Source organism: Atopobiaceae bacterium (genome assembly GCA_022483015.1).
Lineage (GTDB): Bacteria > Actinomycetota > Coriobacteriia > Coriobacteriales > Atopobiaceae > JALCUE01.
Map to the genome: position 1 here is coordinate 218,925 of JAKVOB010000001.1, position 16,679 is coordinate 235,603.

Here is a 16,679-nt window from a genome sequence, read left to right on the forward strand (position 1 = left end):
TCCTCCACGTGGCTCGGCAGACTCACTTGCACCCGACGTGACACAGTGAGGACGTCATGTCGGAGGGATAGGGACGATCAGGCGGTTCTCCTCGACTGTCCCAGTATCTGAAGGATGATGTTGATGATCTTGAAGTAGATGTAGATCACGGTGTAGACGAGCCCGAAGGCGGCCATCCACTCGAGCTTCTTGGGCATCTCGCCCTCGACGCACCCCTGGATGGTGTCGAAGTCGACCAGCAGGAAGAGCGCCGCGATGATGACGAAGACCACGGACATGGCGATGCTCACGATCGGTGACCCCATGAAGGTCATCATGGACTGGATGATGGTCCCAAGACCAGGGATGAAGGACAGCGCGAACAGTGCGATGCCACCAAAGATGCAGGTGAGGAAGAGGGCAAATACGATGGTCTTCGCCTTGCCCGAGAGACGCACCTTCATGTGGACGTAGAGGAACAGCATCCCTCCCACGAGCGCGGCCGTGAGGATGAAGGCAGCGAGCGACACCCACTTGTACTCGGGGGTGAGGCTCTGCGTGAACATGCCGATGAAGTAGCCCTCGAAGAGGGCGTAGAGGGTTCCCACCACGGGGATGGCAGGGCGGATGAGCCAGGCCAGGAGCGGTGTGAAGAGCACGATGACGCCAGCCACGGCCACCACCATGAGCTCGATGGCACATGAGTCGATGGCGACGATACCCGTGAGGTTATCGAGGTCGGTCACGGAAATGGTCCCGCCATAGGCGGCGGCGTTGGCCATGAGGTAGGAGTGGGCGATCCCAAAGACGAAGTACCCTGCGAGACAGAGCACGAGGAAGTAGATCGTCTTGTGAGCGATACCCTGGTAGGTGGCCACATCACCTGTGACCTCGAGCGTGTTGGCCTTCTTGGCCATCTTGCGGATGAGGGGATTGCACATCCCATAGCCCACGAACGAGGCCACCGAACCTGTCTGCGCCATGATGTCTCCTCTGCTCGTATCCTCGATTGGTCGTCATCAGATGGCTTTAAGGCTTAGGAGCAGTATGGCATGCCATGGACACCAAAAGGACACCAAATGGCGAGCGGCACTCAGCTACGCGCTCGATGTCATCACGGGAGAGAAAGAGACACCCGACCTCGCAGTCGCCTCACGCCTCGAAGGCGAGCCTGCCCCCACATAGTGACGGTGCGACCTCGCTACGACGAGAGGGCAGGGTCACGACCGTGGACGTCGATGACGCTCCCCTCGGTATTTGCTACTATATGCCTATCATTTAAAACGACGTCGGAAGGAACCGACCATGAACCTCTATGACTTCAGCATCCATGACCGCGATGGCAAGGACGTCAGCTTGGCCGACTACCGTGGCAAGGTGGTGCTTGTGGTGAACACCGCCACCGAGTGCGGATTCACGCCCACCTACGCCGACCTGCAGGCCCTCTACGAGAAACTCCACGACCGCGGCCTCGAGATCATCGACCTGCCCTGCGACCAGTTCGGCCATCAGGCGCCAGGGTCGGCCGACGAGATCCACCAGTTCTGCACCGGCCGCTTCGGCGTCACGTTCCCGCAGTTCGACAAGGTCGAGGTCAATGGCGCAGGCGAGATACCCCTCTACACCTGGCTCAAGTCCGAGAGGGGCTTTGCCGGCTTCGACCCTGACCACAAGATCACGCCGGTGCTCGTGGACATCCTCGGCAAGGCGGACCCTGACTGGCAGAGCGACCCGTCCATCAAGTGGAACTTCACCAAGTTCCTGGTCGACCGCGAGGGCGACGTGGTGGCGCGCTTCGAGCCCACGGCCGACGTCGAGAAGGTCGTCGAACCTGCCGTGGAGGCGCTGCTCTAACAGCTACTCGGCACATCCTCCCCCTCCGGGCGCCCATGCTGACTGACGAGGGAGAACGTCCTTCCCTACACCAGCTGGTCGAGCTCCGCCTGCCACACCGCGCGGCTCGCGTCGCTCGGCATGCGCAGGTCGCCACGCGGGCTCACGGCCACCGAGCCCACCTTGGGGCCGTCAGGCAGGCAGCTGCGCTTGAACTGCTGGGCGAAGAAGCGCCGGTAGAAGACCTTCTCCCACGAGAGTATCGTCGAGGCAGGATAGGCCCGCGCGCCATGGGTGCCGTCGAAGGCCACACGCGCGAGGCGATAGACCTTGGCCGGGCCGAACCCCTGGCGGAGCATCCCATAGAGGAAGAAGTCATGCAGCTCATAGGGTCCCACGAGGTCCTCCGTGCGCTGCGAGATGGTGCCGTCGGCCGTGGCCGGCAGGAGCTCGGGCGAGACGGGCGTGGCGAGCACGTCGGCAAGCACCGTGGCCAGGGCATCGTCCCCGCAGGTGTCGGCCACATGACGCACCAGGTGTCGGACGAGCGTCTTGGGGACGCCGGCGTTCACGCCGTACATCGACATGTGGTCCGCGTTGTAGGTGGCCCAACCCAGCGCGAGCTCGGAGAGGTCTCCCGTGCCCACCACGATGCCCCCCTCCTGGTTGGAGAGGTCCATGAGGATCTGCGTACGCTCTCGCGCCTGCGCGTTCTCGTAGGTGACGTCGTGCGTGGCCTCATCGTGGCCGATGTCGGCGAAGTGCTGCCGCACCGAGGCGGCGATGCCCACCTCACGGAGCTCGCAGCCCAGGGCCTCCGCAAGAGAGGAGGCGTTGCCATGCGTGCGATCCGTGGTGCCGAAGCCCGGCATGGTGACGGCCAGGATCCCCACACGGGGGAGTCCCAGCAGGTCGAAGGCGCGTGCGCTCACGAGAAGCGCCAGCGTGGAGTCAAGCCCGCCCGACACCCCCACCACCGCGCGGCTGCTCCCGGTGTGCTGCAGGCGCCTGGCCAGTCCGTGCGCCTGGATGGCGAGGATGTCCTCGCACCGCTCGGCCCTGCTCGCGGGGTCATCGGGAACGAAGGGGTGCGGGTCGACGAAGCGAGTGAGCCGCGTCTCGACGGGGTCGAGCGTGAAGTCGCTCACCACGTAGCCCGCAGCCTCGGCAGACGGGCTCGTCAGATACGTCGACATGCGCCGGCGCTCGGCCGCGAGGAGCGCCACGTCGACCTCGCTCGCGGCGACGCCCTCCCCGAACGGGCGCGACTCCGCAAGCACGCGGCCGTTCTCGCAGACCAGGTCATGGCCGCCGAAGACGATGTCCTGGGTGGACTCGCCCCAGCCCGCGCTCGCATAGAGGTACGCGCACACGAGGCGGGCGCTCTGGCCGCATACGAGCTCATGACGGTAGCTGGCCTTGCCGACGAGGTCGTTCGAGGCCGAGAGGTTGCAGACCACGGTGGCACCGGCGCACGCAAGCCCGATGGAGGGCGGCTCGGGCACCCAGAGGTCCTCGCAGACCTCGACGCCGAGCACGAGCGACGGCATGTCGGCGCAGCGGAAGAGCTGCCGGGCCCCGAAGGACACGCCAGACTGGCCCGCGACGTCGATGCGGCAGACGTCCGCAGGACCAGCCGAGAAGTGACGGCCCTCGTAGAACTCGTTGTAGGTGGGGATGGCCCGCTTGGGCACCACGCCGAGGATGCGTCCGTGGGCCAGGACGGCGCAGCAGTTGTAGAGCTTGGCGTTGACCCGCAGGGGAACACCCGCGAGCACGACCGCATCGACGTCGGCGAGGTCGGCGGCCAGGGTGGCAAGACCCCTCTCGGCAGCATCGAGAAGCTGGTCCTGCCAGAAGAGGTCCTCGCAGGTGTAGGCCGTGACGCAGAGCTCCGGGAGCACGACCACGCGGGCGCCGGTGCCCGCCGCCGTGCGCACGGCCTCCTCTGCGGACCGGACGTTATAGGCCACGTCAGCCACACGCACATGCGGCGTGACCGCCGCCACCGCCACGAACCCGTCGTGCATGGGAGCCTCCTCGGGAGAACGGACACGATGTCAGATGACCCCATGATAGCGGGAGCAGGGCCTTTGGGTCACAGGGCAGCCGAGAAGGGCCCGGTCGAAGGTCGTGGAACCGGTGCTACGGCTCCACGCAGGTGTGCTCGAGGAGGTCGATGAGCACACGGATCCCCTGCACGTAGGCCCGTCGCGTGATGCGCTCGTCGGTCCCGTGCACGCCTCGCGCCGACTCGTCGCCGTCCACCATGAAGACGCTCATGCGCAGGCAGGAGTCGCACACGCACTCGTACATGCGGGCATCGCTCGCGGCCACGGCCAGGTTGGGTGCCACGGTGATCGGGCGTCCCGTGGCAGGGTCCTCGAAGTAGCGGCCGGCGGAGGCGGCCAGGTGCGCGAACCCGTAGCCATCGGCGCGCGAGGTGGCCGAGGGGTCGTTGCCCACGAAGTAGAGCTCCACGTCGACGTCGAACGGCGCCGCAAGCTCCTGGCAACGCCTGAGCATACCCTCCTGGGTGTCGCCCTCGATGGCCCTGAGGTCGATGACGGCGAACATGTCCTGGGGCATCACGTTGGAGGCCGTCGAGCCGCCCACGCACATCGTAGGTGCCACCGTGGTGGCCACGTAGGGGAAGGTCTCACGCTGGGAGGCGAGCACCTGCGCGATCTCGTCCGCGTGGGCATCGACCGAGGCACGGCCCCCTCGCACCAACGACGCCAGCGGCTCCTCCGTGACCTGCGGTGCGAGCGCGGCGAGCATCTCGCGGTCGCACTCCACGAGGCCCACGGCCCACGGCTCGGCGACGACGGCCGCGACGGCCTGCGAGAGCCGCCCGAGCGTGGTCCCCCCGAAGGGGTTCGAGGAATGGCCGCCGGCACCTCGGGCGGTGAGGCGCAGGTCGCAGTAGCCCTTCTCGGCGAGGCTCACGAAGAGCACCGGCACGCCCGGCGCCCCCATCGCGTCAGCCGTCGGAATCACGTAGTCGCCCTCGTCGAGGAGGTACTCGAGGCGTACCCCGCGCTCCTCGAGGATGTGTCCCAGCCGGCGTCCGCCCGTCTGCTGGACCTCCTCGTCACAGCCGAAGCAGAACATGAGGGGCCGCGCGAGCGAGGAGCCATGCGCGAGCAGGTACTCGCAGGCCTCGAGCTCACCCATGAGCTGGTCCTTCATGTCGACCGAGCCGCGTCCCCAGACGTAGGTCCCGTCCAGGAAGCCCTCGAAGGGGCCATGCGTCCAGTCGCCCTCCGTACCTGGCATCACAGGCACCACGTCCTGATGGGCCATGAGCATCGCCGGGCGGAGCGACGCGTCGGTACCGGGGAGCGTGAGCATGACGGAGTGGTCGAATACCTCGAGCGTACCCGCGGCGAAGGTGCGGGGGAAGCGCTCCTCAAGATAGGAGAGCTGCGCCTCGAAGGGCTCCCAGTCGGTGGCCGCGAGGTCGACCTGGGCGATGGTGGGGAAGCGTAGCACGCCCGCCAGGCGTTCGCAGCAGGCGTCCGTGTCGAGGTCGGGATAGTCGTCCTCGTGGGCGAAGTAGCGCCAGACCTCAGCCATGCGTGTCTCCTCCTGGCAGCTCTCAGCCGCCGGTCATGCCTGCTACAGGCTCATGTTAGGGTCGGCGTCCATCGTGAGGTCGGCCGTCTGTCCCGCAGCGAGCCTCCGGGCCGCCACCAACGCGATCATGGCTGCGTTGTCCGTGCATGCCGAGAGGGGCGGCACCGTCACGCGGACGCCACGGCGCGAGAAGGCCTTCTGGTATGCGGCGCGGAGCTGAGGGTTCGCAGCGACTCCCCCGCCCACGCAGAAGTCCGTGACCCCACACTCCTCCACGGCCGTGACCGCCTTGGCCACCTGCACGTCGATGACGGCGGCCTCGAAGGATGCGGCCAGGTCGGGAAGGTCGATGGCACGGCCGGCCTTGTTCTGGCCCTGGATGTAGGTTATGACCGAGGTCTTGAGGCCCGAGAGCGAGAAGCGATAGTCGTGGCTGTGCATCATGGCACGGGGGAAGCGCACGGCCTTGGGATTGCCCTGGGCAGCGAGCTTGCTGATGACGGGGCCACCGGGGTACCCGAGCCCCAGGGCCTTGGCGACCTTGTCGAAGGCCTCCCCCACCGCGTCGTCGATGGTCTCGCCGAGGACCTCGTAGTCGCCCCAGCCACGCACGCACACGAGCATGGTGTGACCACCCGAGACCAGGCTCGCCACGAAGGGCGGCGTGAGGTCGGGGGTCTCGAAGAGGTTCGCGAGGAGGTGCCCCTCGAGGTGGTTGACCCCGACGAGCGGCAGGCTCGCCGCGGAGGCAAGGCCCTTCGCGAAGGCGATGCCCACCACGAGCGCACCCACGAGGCCGGGCCCCTGGGTCACGCCCACGGCGGCGAGGTCGGCGGGGACGAGCGTGTCCACACCGAAGTGCGCGCCTGCCTGTGCCATGGCCTCCTCGTAGACGCCGACCACGGCCTCGACGTGCTTGCGCGAGGCGATCTCGGGGACGACGCCGCCGAAGCGGGCATGGAAATCGATCTGGGTGGCCACGACGCTCGAGACGATCGTGCCGGAGCCGTCGATGACGGCCATGGCGGTCTCGTCACAGGACGACTCGATGGCGAGCACGAGGTCGCCTGCGGAGGCGATGGCGGATGCCGCCTCGTCGCTGCGCGGCGCGCACTCGATGGGCCAGGGACGGATGGAGGCACGGGGCTCGGGACGGCTCGCGTTGGCCGGGACCTCGAGCGGAAGCCGCGCCACGAGGATGAGGGCATCCTCCCCCTTGGCATAGTAGTCACGACGACGGCCCGTCTGGGCCATGTGGAGCTGGTCGTAGAGGGCCCGTGCCGGTGCGTTGTCCACGGCGACCTCGAGCGAGCAGGTCTCGGCACCGAGCATCTGCCCGTCATAGGCCACACGGGCGAGAAGGCGCTCGGCGATGCCCTGCCTGCGACGGTCCGATGACACGGCGACGTCAAGGACCTCGAGGTCGGGGCCGGCAAGCCTGCCGCCGGCAAAGCCCACGACCGTGCCCTGGTCATGCGCGACCCACCAGACATGCCCCGGCTGGGCCAGGTCGTCCTCGAGCATGGGGGCGGACCACGGCGTGTGGGGGCTTCCCTTGAAGATGTCCGCCTCGAGGGTGGCCACGGCCGCCACGTCGTTCACCGACATGGGCCTGAGCTGGAGGTGCCTGTCGGCAAGCGCGTCGTCGCAGCCGGTGAGCGCCACCGTGGGCGGCTCGGACAGGCCGAGGCGCTTCGCCTCGTTCTCCTCGGCATCCGAGAGGCGCGTGTACACGGGGAGCACGAGCGCAGGGTCGCCCGTCTCGGTGGCAGAGTAGCGCGCGGGTGAGGCGGCGGCGCGGAGCAGCCCCTCGCCCGTAGGATGCCAGAGCGACTCGTCGAGCACGGAGGTGAGGCCTGCCGCCTCGTACCGGTCGCGATACTTCTTGAGGCCGTCACCGGTGAGCTGGATCGAGCCATGGTCGTCGCGCTCGGCCCATGCGCGCACGGCGTCGTCGACCTTCGAGACCGACTCCACGGCGAAGAGGCGCTTGGGTCCCTGGTCGCTCACCTGGTAGAGGGCAGGATAGACCTCGCGGCGCATGGCGTCGCCCACGACGCCCACGAGGCCGCGCGAGCCAGCCTTCCAGGCGCCCCAGGCGACGGCATCGAGCGTCGAGGTCCCGTGGAGGGGACATCCCAGGCCGCACGCCAGGCCCTTGGCCGTGGCGATGCCGATGCGCACCCCCGTGAACGAGCCGGGGCCACGTCCCACGAGCACGGCATCGACGTCGGCCATGGCATGTCCGGCACGCGCGAGCAGCTCCTGGCAGGTGGAGACGAGCTCCACGTTGGCATGCCTGCGGCAGAGGTGGTCGCCCGAGGCGAGCATCTCGATGGAGGCGCCGGAGGCATGGGGCGTCCACTCGCAGGCGGCCGCTGCCAACATGTCAGTCGAGGTATCAAGGGCGAGCACGAGCATGGTTCAGGACTCCTTGCAGATGGTGGCGTCGAACGCCGCGTCGAGGGACAGGACGAGCCGGGTGGCCTCGGTGCCGTGGGGCTCGAACGTGATGGAACGGGGAGGCTCGACGTTTGCGGCGACCTCGTCGTCGAGGCGCTCGAGCGTCACGTCGACCCGCTCGTCACCGAGCTCGTCGGCGAACGCCTCGCCCCACTCGACCAGGCAGGGACCGTCACCGTCCAGCGCGTCATACACACCGGCATCGCCGAGCTGGCTGGCATCGTCGAGACGATAGAGGTCGAAGTGATGGAGGTCCGTCTCGGCACCCTCGTGGGTGACCTCGATGTTGAAGGTGGGGCTGGTGACCTCGTCGGCCACGCCCATGCCCCGGGCGACGCCCTTGGTGAGCTGGGTCTTGCCAGCACCGAGGTCGCCGGTGAGGATGAGGAGGTCGTCCGCGCCGAGCAGGGTCCCGAGGATCCGGCCGAGCTCGATGGTCGCCTCAGGCGAGGTCGAGACATAGGTGCCCGCACCCGTGCGTCGGAGGTCAGCGCCCATCGGGCGCCTCCGTGCCGCGCCGGGTCTGGCCCTTCGTACGAACGGCGGTGCCCATCTCTGCGGTGGCATCCCCATGCTCGACGGGGGCATCGTTGGCGGGATGTGCCTTGAGCCACTCACCCAGCATCGCGAAGTCGGCCTCGAGCACCTCCTGCTTCGACTGGTCATAGATCGCCGCGGCGGGATGGTAGACGGGGAGCACATGGAAGTGGCCCGTCTCGTGCATGCGCCCGCGCAGCTGGGTGATGCCCACGTCCGTGTGCAGCACGAAGTGGGCCGCGAAGTTGCCGAGGCAGACGATGACGTCAGGCCAGATGGACCTGATCTGCTCGCGCAGGAACGGCGAGCAGGCCTCGATCTCGGTCGGCTGGGGGTTGCGGTTTCCGGGAGGGCGGCACTTCACCACGTTGGCGATGTAGATGTCCTCACGACGGATGCCCGCGATCTCGAGAAGGGCGTCGAGCTTGTGGCCGGCGGCACCCACGAAGGGGATGCCGGTCTTGTCCTCGTTCTTACCGGGCCCCTCGCCCACGAACATCACGCGGGCATGGGGGTTGCCCGTGCCGAAGACCAGCGTGGTGCGCGTGTCACCGAGAGGGCACAGGTGGCAGTCGCCCATGAGCGACGAGATCTCCTCGAGCGAGACCTCGCGCGGCTTCTGATGGTCGTGACCCGGTATGACCAACCTGGACATCGGCGCCCCCTAGACGTAGATCTTCTCGAGGCGCAGGCCGAAGTCGCAGACCACCTCGTAGTTGATGGTTCCCCGGAGCGTCGCATGGTCATCGGCCGTGATGCGGTCGTCGCCGTCGGCGCCGATGATGGTGACGCGGTCACCCGCCGAGACGGGCACGGCAGGGTTGAGGGAGCGTATGGGGTTGACGTCGACCGCGAACATGAACTGGTCCATGCAGATGTTTCCCACCTGATGGCAGCGCTGGCCGTTCACGAGCACGTCCATGCGGCCCGAGAGGGTGCGAGAGAGTCCGTCGGCATAGCCCACCGAGCAGGTCGCGATCTGGGTGTTGCCTCGGGGCACTCGATAGGTGAGGCCATAGCCGACGCCCGTGCCCACGGGAGGCTTGACCGCTCGCGTCACGCGGGCGCGCACGCTCATGACCGGCTCGAGGTCGACCTTGCCCACGGTCGCCGCAGAGGGGTGGAGCCCGTAGAGGGCGATTCCCTCGCGGCACATGTCGAGGTGGGTCTCGGGATGGAGGATCGTGGCCGGGGTGTTGTCACAGTGCACGAGCCCATGGTCGAGGCTGGCATCGGCAAGGGCGTTCACGGCATCGCAGAAGTGCTTGTACTGGAGCTCGAAGTCCCAGTCGCCCGGCACGTCGGCCGTCGCGAAGTGGGTGAAGGTGCCCGCACAGGTGAGGCCGCGGTGGAAGTCGATGGCCCGGCGGAAGTCGACCGCATCCTGCCAGTTGACGCCGATCCTGGTCATGCCCGTGTCGATGGCCAGGTGATAGCGCCCCTCGACCTCGTTGGCAGCCGCGCACTCGCCATAGGCGAGGGCGAACTCCGTGGTATAGACCGACGGCATGATCTGGTACTGCACCAGCGTCTCGATGGCCGACTCGGGCGGCTCGGCGAGCACGAGGATGGGCCAGTCGATCCCGGCCTCGCGAAGGGCCACGCCCTCGTCGACGGTCGCGACCGCGAACTGGTCGGCACCGGCCGCGTGCATGATCTTGGCGCAGGGCACGGCCCCGTGGCCATAGGCATCGGCCTTGACGACCGCCATCATGCTCACACCGGGTTCGAGAAGCCCCTTGAGCGTGCGCGTGTTGCGGCGCAACGCCCCTTGGTCGATCTCGACCCAGCTCCAACGCGTGTCAGGACAGTCCTTCTGCGGCATGGCCGCGCCTCCTCGTTGAGGGTTCCTAGGCCTCGTTCTGCTCGTCGGCACCTGCCGCCACGAGGGTCGCGTGCTCCTCGAGGGCATCCACCGCGAGCCCGATGGCATCGATGATGTCACTCGCCATGGCGCCACGGCTCCCGCGCCGCTCGGCCGCGATGGAACCGGCATACCCATGGACCTCGCAGGCGAACGAGCACAGCAGCGGGATGTCCTCCGGGTCGACGGGACGGTGCGCGAGGAACGACGCGATGATGCCGCCCAGGACGTCACCGGAGCCTGCCGTGGCGAGGCTCGCGGGCCCGGGCTTGGGCAGGAGCGCGACCTCGACGCCCACGCAGGCCGTGGCGGTGCCCTTTGCGACGATGCAGAGCTCGCTGCCGCCGTCCGACCAGACGATGCGACGCGAGGCCTCGAGCGCGGACGTGAGCGAGTCGGGCGGCGTGTCGGGAAGTCCCATGAGGCGACCCAGCTCACGCCGGTGCGGCGTGAGCACGAGCGGCGCGGAGCGGCGGATGAGCTCGGGGAAGTTGTCAAGGCGGTTCGAGGTGAGCCGGGCGAGGCAGTTAAGCGCGTCGGCATCGAGGACCAGGGGGATCTTGGTCTCGAGCAAGGCCGACACGATCGAGACCGTGGAGGCGCAGACCCTCATGCCCGGCCCTGCCAGCGTCACGGCGGAGCGCTCCGCGAGCGCGATGAGGTCGGCACGTCCGTCGGGCGAGAAGACCCCCTCCTTCTCGGCGGGAAGCCCCACCACGGGGATCTCGAGGAGGTGGGCCCGTGCGATGGCGGCGACCGGCTCGGGGACGGCCAGGGTCACATAGCCCGCACCGGCACGTGCCGCCGCCTTGGCGGCCATGATGGCAGCCCCGGGGAAGCGGGTCGATCCGCCCACCACGAGGACGCTGCCCCGCGAGAACTTGTCGACGGCACAGGTCGGAGGCTCGATGATGCTCACATAGTCGGACGACTCGCAGCGCCAGGCCACGGGGTCGGCCTCGACCACGAGCTGCTCGGTCTGCTCGGCGAGCGGTGCCACCACGATGGCACCGCAGACGTCGCGTCCCTCGTCGGCCAGAAGGCCCGGCTTCAGGGCGAGCATCGTGAGGGTCTCGTCGGCGACGATGCATGACTGGGCGGCATGGCCGGTCTGGGCGGACAGCCCGCTCGGGACGTCCACCGAGATGACCCGCGTGCCCGAGAGGTTCACCGCATCGATCCAGTTGTCGAACGGGGCGGAAGGCTCGCCATGGAAGCCCGTGCCGAGGATGGCGTCCAGCACGACGTCCGAGCCGAGGAGAAGCTCGTCGAGGTCGTCGCGGGGAGGTGCCACCAGCACCGGCACGCCGGCCGCCACGGCACTCCGCGCCACGACGGGTGCGAGGTCGCCCTTGAGCTCGGCAGGGTCGATCGGTGTGATGACCGTCACATGGACGCCGGACTCGGCCAGGTTCTCGGCTGCGACCCAGCCGTCGCCGCCGTTGTTGCCCACGCCCACGAGCACGACGACACGCTCGACGCCCTCCATGCGAAGGGCCTCCTGCGCCGCCGAGATGCCCGCCCGGTGCATGAGCTCGGACGTGCTCACGCCCACATGGGTGAGCTCGCGCTCGACACGCTTGACATCCTCGATGTTCAGTACAGGCTGCATGTCGATCTACTCCTCATCGGACGTCATGGTGACATCCATTATGCCCTCGGACTCCACGTGGGAGCCCGTCTCCTTGGTCTGGACGCGTTCGAGCTCGTCGATCACCGAACGGGCCTCCTTGAACGAGGCCGCGAGCTCGGCACGCGGGTCCCGCTCCTCCTCAGCGCCGGGGGCGCGCGGCCTCCGTCACCGCGACGGCGTTGGCCACCGCCATCTCGGTCGTGCGCGAGAGCGAGATCTCGACCTCGATGACACCATGGTCCTCCGCGATCCTCGCGGCACGGCCGGCGAGCACGGCCTGGGGACGTCCGTCGGCATCACGCGTCACCGACACGTCACGCACGCCCACGCCCTGCCCGAAGCCACATCCCAGCGCCTTGAGCACGGCCTCCCGAGCAGCGAACCGGCAGGCATAGTGCTCGGCAGGCCGGGCGCTCCTCTCGCAGTAGGCACGCTCGTCGTCCGTGAAGACGCGTCGTGCGAACGACGGGGTCCTCTCGAGCACGCGCTCCATGCGGGCGATCTCAACGATGTCGACTCCCACGCCGGCGACTGCCATGTGACCTGCCCCTACTCCACCGTGACCGACTTGGCGAGGTTCCTGGGCTTGTCCACGTCGCAGCCACGCGCAAGGGCCACGTAGCGAGCGAGCATCTGCAGGTGGACGATGGCCACGATGGGAACGTAGAACTCGGGCGCAGGCGGGATCCAGAGCACGCGCTCCACCTGGGAGGCGATGGCCTCGTCACCATCGGTGGCCACGGCGATGCAGGTGGCTCCGCGAGCGATGACCTCCTGGATGTTCGAGACCGTCTTGTCATGGACGCGGTCGTCGGGGACGATGGCGACCACGGGGAACCCGGGCTCGAGAAGGGCGATGGGCCCGTGCTTCATCTCGCCGGCCGGATAGGCCTCGGCAGGCAGGTAGCTGATCTCCTTGAGCTTCAGGGCACCCTCGGCCGCCGTGGTCGAGTTGACGCCGCGCCCCAGGAACAGGGCAGCCGGGGCATGGACGAAGTCCTCGGCGGCGGCCTTGTCCTGCCAGCTGCGGTCGAGCACGGTGCGGATCATGTCGGGCAGCTTGAGCAGGTCGCGGAAGCGCCTCGAGACCTCGCCGGCACCGAGGGAGCCGTTGCTCTGGCCCAGGAACAGGGCGAGGAGCACCGCAGCCACCATCTGGGCCGTGTAGGCCTTGGTGGATGCCACCGCGATCTCGGGACCTGCCTGCACGTAGAGCACACCGTCGGACTCGCGCGCCGCGCTCGAACCCAGGACGTTGGTGATGGCGAACACCTTCGCTCCGGCCGCATGCATCTTACGGGCCGCCGTCAGGGTGTCAGCCGTCTCGCCCGACTGGGTGATGATGACGCAGAGGGTGTGGTCGCTGACGAGGACGTCCTCGTAGTTGAACTCGCTTGCGGGCTCCACCACCACGGGGATGCGCGCCCAGGTCTCGATGAGGGTACGCGCGATGAGCCCCACGTGGTAGCTCGTGCCGCAGGCGACCACGAAGATGCGGTCGATGGACGAGAGCTCCTCGTGGGTGAGGTCGAGCTCGTCCATGCGGATGCCATGCTCGCCCAGGCGGTCCTTGAGGAGGCGCTCGATGGCCTCGGGCTGCTCGGAGATCTCCTTGGCCATGAAGTCGGGGTAGCCGCCCATCGTGGCCGCGGAGGCGTCCCAGTCGATGTCGATGGTGGTCGGCGTGGCGACAGGCTTGCCCTCCTCGTCGACGACCTTGACGGAGCCATCGGGAGAGAGTCCCGCAAGCTGGCCGTTCTCGAGCTGGATGACGTGGGAGGTGACCCCGGCAAGCGCCGTGATGTCGCTTGCCGCATACGCACCGCCCTCGGTCGAGGCGATGACGAGGGGGCTGCCGTTGCGGGCGAGCGCGATGTGACCGGGGTCGTCGGCACTCGTGGCCGCGATGGACCATGAGCCACGCAGGCGCGAGCAGGCCTGGGTGAGGGCGGCGAGGATGTCGCCCTTGGCGCTCCCTGCCATGGCCTCCTCGACGAGGTGGGCGATGACCTCGGAGTCGGTGTCACTCACGAAGTCATGCCCACGCGAGAGGAGCTCCTCGCGCAGCGCCCTGAAGTTCTCGATGATGCCGTTGTGCACGATCGCGACGCGACCCGTGCAGTCGAGATGGGGATGCGCGTTGATGTCGTTCGGAGCACCATGGGTGGCCCAGCGCGTATGCGCGATGCCGCAGGTCGACGAGAGGTCCTTGTCGGCGCAGCGCTCGACCAGGGTGGCTACGCGACCGGCGCACTTCACGCCGCGAAGGTTGCCATCACGCCCCAGGACCTCGACCCCTGCGGAGTCATACCCGCGATACTCGAGGGTCTTGAGTCCGTCAAGCAGATAGGGAACGGCCTGGGAGCAACCGGTGTATCCAACGATTCCGCACATAGTGTCCTCTCTGTCTGTAAGATACGGCAGCCGTCGATTCTAGCAATGCGGTGTGGAGCCACCACGGTGGGGAGGTTGCCGTTCCGTATCGTGAGCCTAGGCCTTGTAGGGTTCGAGTGCCGCGAGCACGGGCGCGTTGGCCTTCTCGCAGAGCTCCTCCGAGGGGGCCTCGGCAAGCACGCGGACGAGCGGCTCGGTACCACTCGCCCGCACGAGCACGCGACCGTTGCCCTCGAGGACCTTCTCGGCCTCGACGACGGCCGCCTTGACCGGTGCGGCCTCCATGGCGGCCTCCTTGTCGGTCACGGCCACGTTCACGAGCTGCTGGGGGTAGAGGTGCACCGGGCGGCAGAGCTCCGAGAGCTTCTCGCGCTCGGCACGGACGACCTCCATGATGCGCAGGCTCGTCATGATGCCGTCACCCGTGGCCTCGAGGTCGCCGAAGATGATGTGGCCGCTCTGCTCGCCCCCGAGCGAGTAGCCGTTCTCGCGCATGCAGGCGTACACGTTCTTGTCGCCCACGGCGGTCTTCTCGCACTTGATGCCGATCTCGTCGAAGGCCTTGAACAGGCCGAAGTTGCTCATGACGGTGGGGACGACCGTGCTCGAGGCGAGTCGGCCGTGCTTGGCGAGGTACCTGCCGCAGACATAGAGGATGAGGTCGCCATCGACCACATGGCCGCGCTCGTCGACGGCAAGGCAGCGGTCGGCGTCACCGTCATAGGCGAAGCCCACGTCGAGCCCGTTCTCCACGACGAAGCGCTGGAGGCCCGTCATGTGGGTGCTCCCGCAGTTGACGTTGATGTTCAGGCCGTCGGGCGTGTTGTTCATGATGTGGACCTCGGCGCCGAGGGCGTCGAAGACGGGCTTCGCCACGCTCGAGGCGGCGCCGTTGGCGCAGTCGATGCCGATCTTGAACCCCTGGAGCGAGAAGTTCGCGTTGGCGATGAGGCTCGCGATATAGCGGTTGCGTCCCTGCATGTAGTCGACGGTGTAGCCGATGTCGGCGCCCGTGGCGAGCGGCACGTCCACGAGGCCGTCGATGTAGCCCTCGATCTTCTCGAGGACGTCCTCGTCCATCTTGTAGCCCTCGTGGTTCACGAGCTTGATGCCGTTGTCCGTGTAGGGGTTGTGGCTCGCCGTGATCATGATGCCGCAGTCGAAGCCGCCGTCGATCGTCTCGTAGCTCACGCCCGGCGTGGGGATGACGTGGACCATGTATGCCTCGGCACCGCTCGCCACGAGGCCAGCCACGATCGCAGACTCGAACATGTAGCTCGATCGACGCGTGTCCTTGCCGATGAGGATGCGGGCACGCTTGCCCGTGCGGGCGCCATAGTACCAACCCACGTAGCGGCCGATCTTGAAGGCGTGCTCCACGTCGAGACCCTCGTTTGCCTGGCCCCTGAAGCCGTCGGTACCAAAGTACTTCATGCCGCTTCTCCTTCGTCGGGATACGGTCTGGATGAGCAGATAGAGACGGGGCCTGCCGATACGATGTCGACAGGCCCCGTATGAGGAACGGTTGCCACGAAGCCGCGAGGCGTTCGACCTAGCGCTTCGAGAACTGCGGGCGCTTGCGGGCCTTCTTCAGGCCGTACTTCTTGCGCTCGACCGCGCGGGAGTCGCGCGTGAGGAACCCGGCGCTCTTGAGCTCGGCGCGGTACTCGCCGGCGTCGAGGAGGGCACGGGAGATGCCGAGGCGGAGCGCCCCGGACTGGCCGTTGATGCCGCCGCCGTCGCAGTTGGCGATGACGTCGAAGTGGTCGACGGTGTCCGTGACCTTGAAGGGTGCGCAGGCGTTGTCGACGAGCTGCTGGCGACCGAAGTAGTCGAGGGCATCGCGGCCGTTGACGGTGACCTTGCCGGTTCCGGGAACGAGACGGACGCGGGCGACGGCCTCCTTGCGGCGACCGGTGCCGGTGTAGATTGCGGATGTATCAGCCATCGGTTAAGCCTCCAGCTCAATCTTGGTGGGGTTCTGTGCGGCGTGCGGATGCTCGGGGCCTGCGTAGACCTTGAGCTTCATGAACTGCTGATGGCCGAGGGTGGTCTTGGGGATCATGCCACGGACGGCGTGCTCGATGACCCGCGTGGGATGCTTGGCCATGGCCTCCTGGAAGCTCTCCGACTTGCCGCCACCAAGGTAACCGGTGTAGTGCCAGTAGGACTTCTTGTCAGCCTTCATGCCGGTAAGCTGGACCTTAGCGGCGTTGATGACGATGACGTAGTCGCCGGTGTCGGTGTGGGGCGTGTACTGCGGCTTGTTCTTGCCGCGCAGAATCATGGCGACCTGCGTGGCCAGACGGCCGAGGGTGGCGCCGTCAGCATCGATGAGGACCCAGTTGCGGGTGACCTCTCCGGGCTTGGCGTACTGAGTCGACTTCATTTGACTCC

13 protein-coding genes and 1 pseudogene are annotated in these 16,679 nt (G+C 67.6%); 1 reads left to right on the forward strand and 13 read right to left on the reverse strand.

What is annotated here, in order from left to right; translation table 11 throughout:
- Window positions 1-77 precede the first annotated feature (77 nt).
- Entirely contained in the window at window positions 78-962 is an 885-nt protein-coding gene (locus tag LKE50_00970) for a Bax inhibitor-1/YccA family protein (protein ID MCH3967215.1), read from the reverse strand.
- 322 nt (window positions 963-1,284) lie between these two features.
- On the opposite strand from LKE50_00970, the gene LKE50_00975 reads away from it, so the two are divergent.
- Window positions 1,285-1,833 carry a glutathione peroxidase gene (locus tag LKE50_00975; protein MCH3967216.1) on the forward strand — a complete coding sequence of 183 codons (549 nt, stop codon included), beginning with the start codon at window positions 1,285-1,287 and terminating at the stop codon, window positions 1,831-1,833.
- A gap of 65 nt (window positions 1,834-1,898) precedes the next feature.
- Here LKE50_00975 and LKE50_00980 read toward each other — a convergent pair whose 3' ends face one another.
- The 12 genes and pseudogenes from LKE50_00980 to rplM all read right to left on the reverse strand — a co-directional run bounded on the left by LKE50_00980 (window position 1,899) and on the right by rplM (window position 16,671).
- Complete coding sequence (locus LKE50_00980; GenBank protein ID MCH3967217.1) at window positions 1,899-3,842, reverse strand: NAD(+) synthase; 1,944 nt, start codon at window positions 3,840-3,842, stop codon at window positions 1,899-1,901.
- Window positions 3,843-3,957: 115 nt separating this feature from the next.
- Window positions 3,958-5,391, reverse strand: a complete 1,434-nt coding sequence (locus tag LKE50_00985) for a M20/M25/M40 family metallo-hydrolase (GenBank protein ID MCH3967218.1) — start codon at window positions 5,389-5,391, stop codon at window positions 3,958-3,960.
- 42 nt (window positions 5,392-5,433) lie between these two features.
- A complete protein-coding gene (tsaD, locus tag LKE50_00990) occupies window positions 5,434-7,812 on the reverse strand; it encodes a tRNA (adenosine(37)-N6)-threonylcarbamoyltransferase complex transferase subunit TsaD (GenBank protein MCH3967219.1) in 2,379 nt (792 codons plus the stop codon).
- Between the two features lie 3 nt (window positions 7,813-7,815).
- Window positions 7,816-8,352: a tRNA (adenosine(37)-N6)-threonylcarbamoyltransferase complex ATPase subunit type 1 TsaE gene (gene tsaE, locus LKE50_00995; GenBank protein ID MCH3967220.1), complete on the reverse strand. Its 537-nt coding sequence runs from the start codon at window positions 8,350-8,352 to the stop codon at window positions 7,816-7,818.
- Window positions 8,342-9,046, reverse strand: a complete 705-nt coding sequence (locus LKE50_01000) for a uracil-DNA glycosylase (protein MCH3967221.1) — start codon at window positions 9,044-9,046, stop codon at window positions 8,342-8,344. Before LKE50_01000 ends, tsaE begins: the two co-directional genes overlap by 11 nt.
- Window positions 9,047-9,055: 9 nt before the next feature.
- On the reverse strand, window positions 9,056-10,216 hold the full coding sequence (gene alr, locus LKE50_01005) for an alanine racemase (protein MCH3967222.1): 1,161 nt from the start codon (window positions 10,214-10,216) through the stop codon (window positions 9,056-9,058).
- Window positions 10,217-10,241: 25 nt separating this feature from the next.
- Window positions 10,242-11,867: an NAD(P)H-hydrate dehydratase gene (locus LKE50_01010; protein ID MCH3967223.1), complete on the reverse strand. Its 1,626-nt coding sequence runs from the start codon at window positions 11,865-11,867 to the stop codon at window positions 10,242-10,244.
- Between the two features lie 6 nt (window positions 11,868-11,873).
- Window positions 11,874-12,426: pseudogene (acpS, locus tag LKE50_01015) on the reverse strand (holo-ACP synthase).
- 11 nt (window positions 12,427-12,437) lie between these two features.
- Window positions 12,438-14,282 carry a glutamine--fructose-6-phosphate transaminase (isomerizing) gene (glmS, locus tag LKE50_01020; GenBank protein MCH3967224.1) on the reverse strand — a complete coding sequence of 615 codons (1,845 nt, stop codon included), beginning with the start codon at window positions 14,280-14,282 and terminating at the stop codon, window positions 12,438-12,440.
- 96 nt (window positions 14,283-14,378) lie between these two features.
- Window positions 14,379-15,716, reverse strand: a complete 1,338-nt coding sequence (glmM, locus tag LKE50_01025; protein MCH3967225.1) for a phosphoglucosamine mutase — start codon at window positions 15,714-15,716, stop codon at window positions 14,379-14,381.
- Window positions 15,717-15,834: 118 nt separating this feature from the next.
- Window positions 15,835-16,230, reverse strand: a complete 396-nt coding sequence (gene rpsI, locus LKE50_01030; GenBank protein ID MCH3967226.1) for a 30S ribosomal protein S9 — start codon at window positions 16,228-16,230, stop codon at window positions 15,835-15,837.
- Window positions 16,231-16,233: 3 nt separating this feature from the next.
- Window positions 16,234-16,671: a 50S ribosomal protein L13 gene (gene rplM / locus LKE50_01035; protein MCH3967227.1), complete on the reverse strand. Its 438-nt coding sequence runs from the start codon at window positions 16,669-16,671 to the stop codon at window positions 16,234-16,236.
- Window positions 16,672-16,679: the final 8 nt, after the last annotated feature.

Excerpts from the sequence above, each read along its gene's own strand:
- LKE50_00970 (MCH3967215.1), bottom strand. The coding sequence starts at position 962 with ATGGCGCAGACAGGTTCGGTGGCCTCGTTCGTGGGCTATGGGATGTGC.
- LKE50_00975 (MCH3967216.1), top strand. The coding sequence starts at position 1,285 with ATGAACCTCTATGACTTCAGCATCCATGACCGCGATGGCAAGGACGTC.
- LKE50_00980 (MCH3967217.1), bottom strand. The coding sequence starts at position 3,842 with ATGCACGACGGGTTCGTGGCGGTGGCGGCGGTCACGCCGCATGTGCGT.
- LKE50_00985 (MCH3967218.1), bottom strand. The coding sequence starts at position 5,391 with ATGGCTGAGGTCTGGCGCTACTTCGCCCACGAGGACGACTATCCCGAC.
- tsaD (MCH3967219.1), bottom strand. The coding sequence starts at position 7,812 with ATGCTCGTGCTCGCCCTTGATACCTCGACTGACATGTTGGCAGCGGCC.
- tsaE (MCH3967220.1), bottom strand. The coding sequence starts at position 8,352 with ATGGGCGCTGACCTCCGACGCACGGGTGCGGGCACCTATGTCTCGACC.
- LKE50_01000 (MCH3967221.1), bottom strand. The coding sequence starts at position 9,046 with ATGTCCAGGTTGGTCATACCGGGTCACGACCATCAGAAGCCGCGCGAG.
- alr (MCH3967222.1), bottom strand. The coding sequence starts at position 10,216 with ATGCCGCAGAAGGACTGTCCTGACACGCGTTGGAGCTGGGTCGAGATC.
- LKE50_01010 (MCH3967223.1), bottom strand. The coding sequence starts at position 11,867 with ATGCAGCCTGTACTGAACATCGAGGATGTCAAGCGTGTCGAGCGCGAG.
- glmS (MCH3967224.1), bottom strand. The coding sequence starts at position 14,282 with ATGTGCGGAATCGTTGGATACACCGGTTGCTCCCAGGCCGTTCCCTAT.
- glmM (MCH3967225.1), bottom strand. The coding sequence starts at position 15,716 with ATGAAGTACTTTGGTACCGACGGCTTCAGGGGCCAGGCAAACGAGGGT.
- rpsI (MCH3967226.1), bottom strand. The coding sequence starts at position 16,230 with ATGGCTGATACATCCGCAATCTACACCGGCACCGGTCGCCGCAAGGAG.
- rplM (MCH3967227.1), bottom strand. The coding sequence starts at position 16,671 with ATGAAGTCGACTCAGTACGCCAAGCCCGGAGAGGTCACCCGCAACTGG.